The sequence below is a fragment of the Butyrivibrio sp. genome (assembly GCF_024699075.1).
The window spans coordinates 1-10,740 of the sequence record NZ_JAILQF010000476.1 but is presented as its reverse complement, the minus strand read 5'-3'; the positions used below and the strand labels follow the sequence as shown (position 1 = coordinate 10,740).

Here is a 10,740-nt window from a genome sequence, read left to right as displayed (position 1 = left end):
TTTCTTTGCTGGCAGGCAGTTGCAGCAAGAGATCTTGCATACGAAAGCATGAGGGTATATAAGGCTCTTAAGGGAGAGAAGATAATACTTCCTGACTTTGAAAATGGCGGGAAGATAGTCCTTGAGGAAGTACCAGGAAGTTCAGCTTCAGATCGTAATAAGAAGCTTGATAATTCAAGACGTGCAGTTTCTCTTATAGTTGGAAGAGATACGGCTGGTCTTGATGAAACAGGTGTTACTAAGGCAGCAGTTGAGACTGTTGCAGAGAATACATCAGATGGTATTATTGCTCCTTTGTTCTATATGATACTTGGCGGAGGTGCTCTCTCTGTCATGTACAAGGCTGTTAATACGCTTGACTCAATGCTTGGCTACAAGAATGATAAGTACATGCATTTTGGAAGTGCATCAGCTATCCAGGATGATTACTGGAATTTTATACCTTCAAGGCTTTCTGCTCTTTTAATATGTGCATCAGCTTTTTGCCTTAAAATGGATCATAAAAATGCCTTTCGTATATGGAAAAGGGACAGGCTAAAGCACGAAAGCCCCAATTCGGCGCAGACAGAAAGCGCCTGTGCAGGAGCTCTTGATATTCAGCTGGCAGGTGATGCTTCCTACTTTGGACATATAAAGCACAAGGATACTATAGGAGATCCTATAAGACCTGTAGATAAAGAGGATATAAATAGGGCCTGCTGGCTTATGTATGCATCAACTTTTATTATGATACTTATTGGATTAGTATTAAGACTTTTGGTATATCTTATAATATCCTGAATATTATACTGATAAAGAGAGAGAAGGCCTTACTGATATAGTAAGTAAAGTTTTCTGAAGTAAAGGAATTAAAGACCTTACTGATATAGTGAGTAAAATTTTCTGAAGTAAAGGAAGTAGAGACCTTACTGGTATAGTGAGTAAAGATTATGGTATAAAGTGAGTAGAGCTTTACGGATAAAGCAAGTGATTTTTTGTCTGATAAACAAATAAAGCCAATAAGATATGAGGATTTTTATGAATTACGAACACGGCGGAGATATTTATAATAACGATATTACATTAGACTTTTCTGTTAATCTTAATGCTTTTGGCATGCCTGATTCTGTTAAGAAGGCTATTACAGATAATATAGATGCAGCACAGAATTATCCGGACCCCGAGTGCACTGAGCTTAAGGATGCGATAGTAGAATGGGAGAACAGGCACACTGGGGCAAAGCTTGTTCCTGAGCAGATCATATGCGGTAATGGTGCATCAGAACTTATAAATACAATTATTCAGGCTTCGTGGCCAAGAACAGCTATTATACAATCGCCTGGTTTTTATGGTTATGAAAGGTCTTTAGAAGCTACTGACTGCCACATATACAGGGGCGATAGCATGTCTGTCATGCCGGGAGTGAAGCTCAGAAGTGACAGGGAAGGAATATACTTTATGCCAACTGAGAAGATGGCAGAGCAGATCAAAAGCGAAAGACCTGACATGGTCGTTTTGTGCAATCCTTCAAATCCTGTTGGATCATGCATAAGAGAAGATATATTGAAGAAGATCCTTGTAAGTGCGAGGGAAGTTAAGGCAAGGATAATCATAGATGAATGCTTTCTTCCTTTTTGCTCAGACTTTGCCGGAAGAAGTGCAGTAAGGTTCCTTGAAGAATTTCCCAACATGATGATAATAAGGGCATTTACAAAGCTTTATGCTATGCCTGGAATAAGGCTTGGTTATGCGATAAGTGGGGCAAGGCTGTGGGGATCTCAAACACTTAAGCTTCTTCCTGAATGGAATGTTGGAACGCTGTCTCAGGCTGTAGGCCTTGCTGCGCTTAAAGATGAGAAGTATCTTGAAGAGTCACTGCCTTATATAAGGCAGGAGAGAGATGAGCTTATGCAGAAGCTTCTTTTCCTAGGTATGGATGTTATTCCAGGCAAGGCAAATTTTCTCCTGTTTAGATGCTCGCACCAGATAGATCTTAAACAGGCCCTTCTTCAAAAAGGTATACTGATAAGAGCCTGTGACAATTATCCGGGACTTCCGCATGCAGGATTTTATCGAATATGCGTTCGAAATCAGGAAGATAATCAGAAACTGCTTGATGCAATACAAGACGTATTGTCAGAGTTGTAAATGTCTGGAGGTATACCATAATCATAGTTATAAATGTCTGGAGGTATGCCATAATCAAAGTTGTAGATGCCTGAAGGCGTACTATAGTCATAGTCGTTAAGACAATAATGTTCTTAATGCCAGTTTAATACGATAAAGCGATAATTTGGTAAAAAAATTTTATTAAATTTATTGTAATATGCAGTAAGCGTCTGTGATTCAGTCATAGACGCTTTTTTGGTAAGCGTTAAAGAAAATTCAAACGTAATCTAAAATATAAATGAATGTTATTTAAAATAAAATCGCTGAAATGTGCACTATTAGTGGTTTTGGACAAATGTTAAGTTTCTAAATCAGCATAAATGCTGCATCTGAATGTTTTGATCTCGATTTTTTATGACAAATTAGCTATATTTCGAGCAATGTCATTTGATTTTTGCAGCAAATATGCTATATTTGAAAATGTGATTGTTACTTAGAGGATTTGTGATTTAAATCTGAAGGGAATACCCAATAATAAAATAATAAAGAACCCTGACACAGGGATAATTGAATTTCTGAAGAGAAGTTCTTATTAACGTTACGGTTTTTTAGGAAAAAGGGTATGGAGGGGAAATGTATGAAGAGTAAAACCTTGAAACATTTATTTGCAGGCGCATTGGCAGCTACTGTACTTTTCCAGGTAATGGGAAAATATGGTATAACTACACATGCAGAAATGGGCGCAGATCAGCAGATTGCTGAGGAACAGACCATTGATGAAAATGGTGATGACAATACGGATGATGGCACAGTTACAGGTAATACAGATAATAGTGATACGGGTAATGTTACAGGAGCAGCAGAAGATGATACTAATCCTGACGGCGATGGTAATGATCTTTTAACCGGTGATAATGCTGATTCAAATAGCGACATTGCTGATAATAATGAAACTGACATCACAGAAAATGACATTACAGAAAATGAAGAAGCTCAGAATGATGGTACTGATATTAGCAATGGTACAGGCGATTTGGAAGAGTCTTTGGATGATGAAACAAAGTCTTTGGAAAGCGGTACTGACAGCTCTTTAGAAGCTGATGCAAATAAAGAGCAGAATGAATCAGATACTAAAACTATAACAGTATATTACATGGCAGGTGAAGGTGGTTCACTGGCAGATCTTCCTGAAGGCGAAACATATATAGAGGAAGTAGTTACTTTAGAAAGCGATGCATCTGAAGATGTTGTAGCAGATGACGTAGTATCAGATGATGCAGCTACAGATGACACAGCTGAAGGTGAAGCAGCAACAGACGATACAGAAGAAAATGAAGCAGCAACAGACGATACAGAAGAAAATGATGCAGCTACAGACAATACAGAAGAAAATGATGCAGCTACAGATGATACAGCTTCTTATGAAGAAGTGGAAATAGCAGGTGCTACCGCTGTATCTTCAGATGATTATGAATTCGTTAACTGGACATTAGAATATGATGATACCATTGTATCTTCAAGTGAGACCTTAACACTTTCTGTTTCTGATCTGGAAGCGCTTCCTGAAGATACAACAGAAGTTACATATCTTGCTAACTTCAAGCTTGTTGATAACAGCGTGGCAAAGTATACACCCGAAGTCCATATGTTCCTTTCCGGAAAAGAACTTCAGGCTGGCGAATTTGATTTTGAAATATACAAAACAAATGAAAGTGGAGACAGAATAGAAGGCGAAGACGGATATACTGCCACAGCCCAAAATGATGCTGATGGAAATGTTAAATTTCCAACTATCACATATGATACTGCAGGACATTATTATTATAAGATAGTACAGATCAATGGTCATAAAGAAGGTGTGACCTATGATGATACATTTTACTCACTCAGAGTATATGTAAATAATGATTCACAGGATGAAAACAAAACTGTTCTTAATGCTAACGGAGCTTATTATAAAAATACAAGTGCATCTCCTATTACAGTGAGGATATATGATTATGATGAAGATCCCATAAATGAAGGACATGATCTGAAGTTTTCAAATGGTGGTCAGAATAAATATAAAGCATTTAACAGATATGTTGGTAAACAAAACGGTTTATATCAGTCAATTGTAGCTTCAAGTCTTGGAGAAGATGGCTATCCATATCTTAATTCAGATAAGACAGGAAGTAGTGAAAGTCTTTCATATCTGTTTAATCCTACTACAAATGGTGTAGTTAGCAATGATGAAGATTATTATCTGTATGAAACTGATGGAAAAGGTACATATTCTTATTCAAGCGATAATTTCTTCCCATTTGGAGATAAAGACTACCTGTTTGGATTAGTGACCCAGACAGCGTTTATTATTCCTGAAGATGGTCAAGCAGGTGGTAAGGATATGACATATACCTTCTCAGGTGATGATGATGTATGGGTATATGTTGACGGCAAGCTTGTAATAGATCTTGGCGGAATCCATGATGCTTATGGTGCAAGTGTTAACTTTAATACAGGTGCTATTATTTATGATAATCCTGCAAGTGGCGCAGCTCCTTCCAATTCATATATCAGCAATTTGAGTGAAGTATTTACTGACGGATGGAAAGATGGAGAGATACATGATATCAAAATTTTCTATTTTGAACGTGGTAAGTATCTTTCAAACTTCTCATCAACATTTAATTTTGATCTTGTAGCCAACTTCAATAACTTATATGTAGAGGAACAAAAAGAAGTTGTACCTGCTAAGACTACTATCACAGGAAATAAGACACTTACAGGTCGCGATCTTGCAGAAGGAGAGTTTACATTCCTTCTTTATGAGACAGGCGAGGATTTCGTAATATCCGATGATGCTGCTTATTTATATACAACAACTAATAAGGCAGATGGTTCATTTACCTTTGATGAGATTGAATATAAAGAAGAAGGCACTTACTATTATGTAGTAAAAGAACAGATACCGGCAGATGCAACACTTAATTCTGACGGAACCTATACTTATAATAATGTGACTTATGATACTTCAGTTATTAATGTAACTGTGACTGTTACTAAAGATAGTGATTATAATCTTTCAGCTTCGGTTACAACATCTTCAGATATAAAGTTCACTAATACTTATGTGCCGCCAGTAGTTCCGGAAGATCCTACTCCGGACCCTGAAGATCCAACAACCACAACAACTACTACGACAACTACTACAACTACAACAACCACAGATACAACTACAGATACAACTACTACATCAGAAACAACTTCTACTTCAGAGACACAGACTGTAATTGGTGCTTCGCCAGTTCCAATGGTTGATGATGATCCTGAAGTACTTGGTGCAACAAGAATCGCTATGACAGACGAAGAAGAGCAGGTTCTTGGTGAATCAAGAGATTATAAGACAGGGGATGACTTTAGTCTTGCTAAAAACCTTATTGTGATCATTGCTGCAATTGCATCTATCGGAGTAATTGTAGTTATGACTAAAAAACGCAGAGTACACTGATGTATAGCGGTTAAATATTTTATATGCTATGAATATGCTGATACCCTCTTTGCCAATTTAAAGGTAAAGAGGGTATTTTTGTGTGAAGTATTATGATATTACATCCTGTAAAGACTGACATAGAAGTACATCCTGTAAAAAATTACGGTATAAGTCTTTTTATTATCTCTGCATAGTTTTGGGCTTCATGAGGAAAGGTGCAGTCCATGCAGCTTTTAATTGTTTTATCACCCTTTTGAATATATTTAGGGGTGCCCGGACAATCATCGCATAAGTATAAGGGGCAGTAGCAGAAGAGGCAATTCATATGTTCCATATCTTTGTGACATGGATAATATTTACAATCCCTGTTTTCAAAATATTTGAATGAATTCTCCATTTTAATCTCCGTATCTGCTGTGTGATTTTCAAATATTATTATAACACAGAGCGTTTTTATCAAAAAAATATGATTTTTGTCGTTTCGTCGTATAAAATCGACCGTCTGTCAGATTTTTATCCGATTTTTCTTATTGGTGTTAAGCTATTTTATGTCAGCAGGAAATCTAAGCTGACAAATTCCAATAATTAGTTATAAAAATGAGAGGAAATGACAATGAGAAGAAAAATTGCAACTATGGTAATCGCAGGAGCATGTTCGACATCTTTGGCTTTTGGATGTATGGGAATTACATCATATGCTAAGACTGGAAAAGGATCCTCAGATAATAAAAAGACACAGACAGAAGAATCTAGTGAAGATGAGGAGGATGAAACAGAGGATTCCAAGAGCAGCTCAGAGAGTGATTCCAAGAGCAGCTCAGAGAGTGATTCCAAGAGCAGTTCAAAGAGTAAATCTAAAAGCGGATCTAGTAGTTCAAAATCATCAACAACAGATTATGATGATGCAGAAGATGTTCTTGAAGAAGCATTTGAGACCATTTATGATTCTCAATGTATCGGAATGTCAGGTACCTGTACAGTAATTTACGATGATGATGAAGAAGGCGTTCTTCCATCATATGTACTTGCAGATGACGATATATATATGGAAATCCTTACTTATGAGGATGAAGATGAGGCTGCATATCTTATAATCGCATATCCTGGTGATGAGGGATGGACAAGATATATTATTCCTGCTGGAGGAACTGAGGATACTATCAATATAGATGAGTATGATTTCAAGGATGCAGAAGAGTCAGGTTATTCAGTAGCTGTTGGTGATCTTACTTTATATTCATCTGCAGATTGGGAAGAAGATAGTGAAGGTGAGACAATTGAAGCAGAGATAGAGGATTATGATTCCAGCTACACTGCAGATATTGATAAGGACTCAAGAATTGAAAGATTTGAAACTTCTTTTGGAAGTGAATACGAAATATATTATGACGAAGAAGTATCACATATAGTTACTGAGTTTGCAGATCTTCTCTCAGAGATGGAACCTGATGAAGAAGGATATATCGAATCATTCAGGGATGGTCTTGATAGTTCAGATATTTCTGAAGAAGCCAACGACGAAGAAGATGAAGATGATGACGAAGATGTAGAAGTAGAGGCAGAAGAACTTGGTACATATGTAGATACACCTGTTTACTGGCTTGATGATCTTTACAGTAATCTTGATGAAGATGACTATAGCTACGATTATATAGTTGAAGCATTAGAAGCTCTTGATGATGCTATAGATAATGAACTTAGCTTTTATGACAGTGAAGCATTTGGAAAGTTTTCAACAGGATATGATGATAATTGCTATACAAAGGTCAAGAAGGGCAAGACATCTTCATATTATGTACTGTTTTACATACCTGAAACAGATAGCTATGGACAGGTAGAAGTATATGTTGAAAATACTTCAAAGAGCACTCAGAGTGCAATTTATTGTACTATAACAGGATATTCTATATGTGAAGAATAATATGGTAAGCAAAGAGCGGTGTTCAAATGAGAGCATCGCTCTTTTTTATGTTCAAGGCGCTTCATTTTTTGTTGATCATTTGATAAAATGGGAAAGCTGGTGCCATTATCGCACAGATTCTACAATCTGGCAGCAATAAGACATAAAGCATAATCGTGTATAGACATCAGGATGATAGCACAAGGAGGCACAAATATGCTTGGAAGAACACATTTTTTTGTAGGGATTGCTACTGCACTTATGGCCCTAAGACCTGAATCGTTACCTGTTGTAGTAGCAGGAACAGGAGCCGCAGCAATAGGAGGCGTTATAAGTGACATCGATTCCGGAACATCCACAGCCCATAAGGAAGCTGACAAGATAGTTATGGCAGCTGCACTCGCCTTGGGAGCTGTGATCATAATAGAGTACAACTTTCATGTTGGTATATACAGAAGACTTCTTGCTGATAGTAATATTTATCGGATCATAACAGGGAGCGTAGCTTTTATTTTGCTATGTGTATTTGGAATGAGTCAGCCTCACAGATCATTTATGCATTCACTGCTTGCACTTTTCTTATTATCATCATGTGTAGGAATAATATTCCCAGAAGTAACGCCATACTTTGCAATTGGTTATGCATCACATCTGACAATAGACCTTCTTAACAGGAAGCGTGAAAAGTTATTCTGGCCTATGAAAAAAGGATATAGTTTCAACCTCTGTTCTTCTAAAGGGTATGTAAATAAACTGATGTTGGCTGCTGGAATATTTATATTAGCCTTATACATTTCAACACTTCCATATGTGCAGGAGGCATATATGGAAATGTTGGCAGTATTTAGGCTGAATTGAATATATAAAATGATCAAGATAACCCATCACCTTTAGGTGATGGGAATATCTTGATTTCGGGTGCGGGGTCATAAGCCCCGTACCCGTAGAACTGCGTTAGCAGTGATTTTATAACGAGCAAAAAGCGAAGCGTTTGCGAGTTTAATTAATCTGGTAGGAAGATTACATCAATAGTTTCATCTATGTCGTCTATACCTAAATCGTCTGTACTAATGACACCGCTAAGTTTTCCATCTTCATAAGTGAGAACCCAGCCTTTTTCTTTTTCACCATCGTCATTAACTATCTCTACATCTTCAAGAGTGATAGAATCACCGTCGATTTCATATTCGCCTTCTTCAGTTTCATCCAGATCAGAGAGATCTATTTCTGCCATCATATCCTCGAGAAAAGCCTCTTTTGAGTCATAGCCCATAAGCTCCCAGACTGAAGAGTAGCCATAGCTTTTAAGGGCATCATCAAGTGTGATACCTGATGATTCTAATTCTTCTTCCAAAAGAGCAGTGATGTAGGCTTCAATGTTATCTCCTATGAATGTCTTCAAACTTTCAATAGTAGTTTCACCATCAAGTGAAAGAGTATATTCTCCTTCAGAAAGTTCAAGATGATATGGCATTACTACAGAACCTGACCATTCGAAATCTGAATCAGTACCTATCTCAGCTTCAAGGCTTTGAATGAAAAGATCTGTTAAGTCAATATCTGCAGTATAATTTCCATCGAACTTTTCATAATCAGTATCATGCTTTGATGATGAACTTTTTGTGGAGCTACTATCTTTAGAACTGTTATCTTTGGAACTGTCTTTATCAGAATCCTTGTCTTTATCAGAATCCTTGTCTTTGTCAGTATCCTCATCTTCATCAGGTAATGTGCTTGAATCTTCTGCGCTATCATTTTCGGAAGTAATTGAATCTTCGGTACTATCATCAGATGTGCTTGAATCCTCAGCACTGTCATCTTCAGACGAGCTTGAATCTTCTGCACTATCTTCGGTATCTGGATAGTTTAAATCTATTGCTTCACTACATCCAACGAGCGAAAACAACATAGTAGTTGTAAGCATAAGCGCTCCAAGTTTTTTCTTCATATATTTGTTCCTCCTATAAAACCTGTTATAACTTGTATCAATGTAAAAGTTATGATTAATACAAAAAAATTCTAAAATATCTGGACTTTTATGTCAAAATAATAAGTGGAAGATAGCTACTTGATGCAGCTCCTTCCACTTATTTTATGAATAAATATTATATTCTGCGTTGTGAATTAGTCTTCGTCAAGCTCAAAAGTGACGTCTAAATTTTCATCTATGCCATCAAGTCCAAACTCAGATGTATCAAGGATACCTGTAAGGGAACCATCTTCATAAGTGAGAACCCAGCCTTCGCCTTCTTCACCGTCTTCACTAATTGTCTCTACGCCTTCAAGAGTGATAGAATCACCGTCGATTTCGTATTCGCCTTCTTCTGTTTCTTCCAGTTCAGATATATCCATTTCAGCCATCATTTCATCAAGGAAAGCATCCTTTGAATCATAGCCCATAAGCTCCCAGATTGAAGAGTAGCCATAGCTTTCAAGGGCTTCATCAACTGTTAAGCCTGCAGCTTCAAGTTCAGTAGCAAGAGCTTCGCTTATATAAGTTTCAATGTTGTCTCCTACGAATGTCTTAAGGCTTTCAGCTGTAGCATCGGCATCAACAGAAAGAGTATACTCACCTTCAGAAAGCTCAAGATGGTAAGGCATTACTACAGAACCTGACCATTCGAAATCTATTTCAGACCCCATTTCAGATTCAAGACTTTCTACGAAGACATCTGTTAAGTCGATATCTGCAGTATAGTTTCCATCAAAATTTTTACCGCATCCAACAAGTGAGAACATCATTGTTGCAGTGAGCATAAGTGCTCCGATTTTTTTAATCATAATAATTTCCCTCCTAAAAAATAACACAACTATAAATTTGTAACATAACTCTTAATAAAAATCAAGGCATTCGTTCGAAAAAAAATGATTTTTCGTTAAATAAAAATATGAGAAAATGCCGTAATGTAAAGGTTGTTCTTGAATAATAAAAAAATATAAAAAAGACGGAAAAAAAGACTATTTATATAAGAAAGTGTGGTTATCCTTTACATTGACACATAATCAGTAATTTGTTAAAACTTATACTGTTGCGATTTACAATAAACAATTACATGTACGGTAAATGTCCACCTTTTTGCTCTTTGAGTGAAGCAGGCGTTTATCGTTTTTTATATGTAAAAAAGGAGAGGAAAAAATTATGGAAAAATATGAGTTTTTAAAAGATCTTGCGATTATTCTGTTATCAGCAAAGTTCTTTGGAATTGTTGCCAAAAAGATCAAAGCTCCTCAGGTAGTAGGAGAGATCATTGCCGGTCTTGTAGTAGGCAGCTGCGTTCTT

At 36.8% G+C, this 10,740-nt stretch carries 8 protein-coding genes; 5 read left to right on the top strand and 3 right to left on the bottom strand.

The window, feature by feature from the left end; genetic code table 11:
* From cbiB to K6G87_RS18995, 3 genes are all read left to right on the top strand, one after another.
* On the top strand, positions 1-780 hold a 780-nt coding region (cbiB, locus tag K6G87_RS19005; protein WP_296840816.1), incomplete at its 5' end, for an adenosylcobinamide-phosphate synthase CbiB.
* Positions 781-1,017: 237 nt separating this feature from the next.
* A complete protein-coding gene (locus K6G87_RS19000; protein ID WP_296840814.1) occupies positions 1,018-2,127 on the top strand; it encodes a pyridoxal phosphate-dependent aminotransferase in 1,110 nt (369 codons plus the stop codon).
* Positions 2,128-2,725: 598 nt separating this feature from the next.
* The gene (locus K6G87_RS18995) at positions 2,726-5,578 is read left to right on the top strand and encodes a Spy0128 family protein (protein ID WP_296840812.1); all 2,853 of its coding nucleotides are present in this window, start codon (positions 2,726-2,728) and stop codon (positions 5,576-5,578) included.
* A gap of 142 nt (positions 5,579-5,720) precedes the next feature.
* On the opposite strand, the gene K6G87_RS20020 is transcribed toward K6G87_RS18995, so the two are convergent.
* On the bottom strand, positions 5,721-5,957 hold the full coding sequence (locus tag K6G87_RS20020) for a cysteine-rich small domain-containing protein (RefSeq protein ID WP_296840809.1): 237 nt from the start codon (positions 5,955-5,957) through the stop codon (positions 5,721-5,723).
* A gap of 216 nt (positions 5,958-6,173) precedes the next feature.
* Between K6G87_RS20020 and K6G87_RS18985 the strand changes: the two genes are divergently transcribed.
* Together K6G87_RS18985 and K6G87_RS18980 are read left to right on the top strand one after the other, a co-directional pair.
* A complete protein-coding gene (locus K6G87_RS18985; protein WP_296840807.1) occupies positions 6,174-7,481 on the top strand; it encodes a hypothetical protein in 1,308 nt (435 codons plus the stop codon).
* Between the two features lie 195 nt (positions 7,482-7,676).
* Entirely contained in the window at positions 7,677-8,318 is a 642-nt protein-coding gene (locus K6G87_RS18980) for a metal-dependent hydrolase (protein ID WP_296840805.1), read from the top strand.
* A gap of 145 nt (positions 8,319-8,463) precedes the next feature.
* On the opposite strand, the gene K6G87_RS18975 is transcribed toward K6G87_RS18980, so the two are convergent.
* Complete coding sequence (locus K6G87_RS18975) at positions 8,464-9,408, bottom strand: hypothetical protein (protein ID WP_296840803.1); 945 nt, start codon at positions 9,406-9,408, stop codon at positions 8,464-8,466.
* 176 nt (positions 9,409-9,584) lie between these two features.
* Positions 9,585-10,241 carry a hypothetical protein gene (locus K6G87_RS18970; protein ID WP_296840802.1) on the bottom strand — a complete coding sequence of 219 codons (657 nt, stop codon included), beginning with the start codon at positions 10,239-10,241 and terminating at the stop codon, positions 9,585-9,587.
* Between the last annotated feature and the right edge of the window lie 499 nt (positions 10,242-10,740).

Coding starts and splice junctions, on each gene's coding strand:
- K6G87_RS18970 (WP_296840802.1), bottom strand. CDS start 10,241: ATGATTAAAAAAATCGGAGCACTTATGCTCACTGCAACAATGATGTTC.
- K6G87_RS20020 (WP_296840809.1), bottom strand. CDS start 5,957: ATGGAGAATTCATTCAAATATTTTGAAAACAGGGATTGTAAATATTAT.
- K6G87_RS18995 (WP_296840812.1), top strand. CDS start 2,726: ATGAAGAGTAAAACCTTGAAACATTTATTTGCAGGCGCATTGGCAGCT.
- K6G87_RS18980 (WP_296840805.1), top strand. CDS start 7,677: ATGCTTGGAAGAACACATTTTTTTGTAGGGATTGCTACTGCACTTATG.
- K6G87_RS18985 (WP_296840807.1), top strand. CDS start 6,174: ATGAGAAGAAAAATTGCAACTATGGTAATCGCAGGAGCATGTTCGACA.
- K6G87_RS19000 (WP_296840814.1), top strand. CDS start 1,018: ATGAATTACGAACACGGCGGAGATATTTATAATAACGATATTACATTA.
- K6G87_RS18975 (WP_296840803.1), bottom strand. CDS start 9,408: ATGAAGAAAAAACTTGGAGCGCTTATGCTTACAACTACTATGTTGTTT.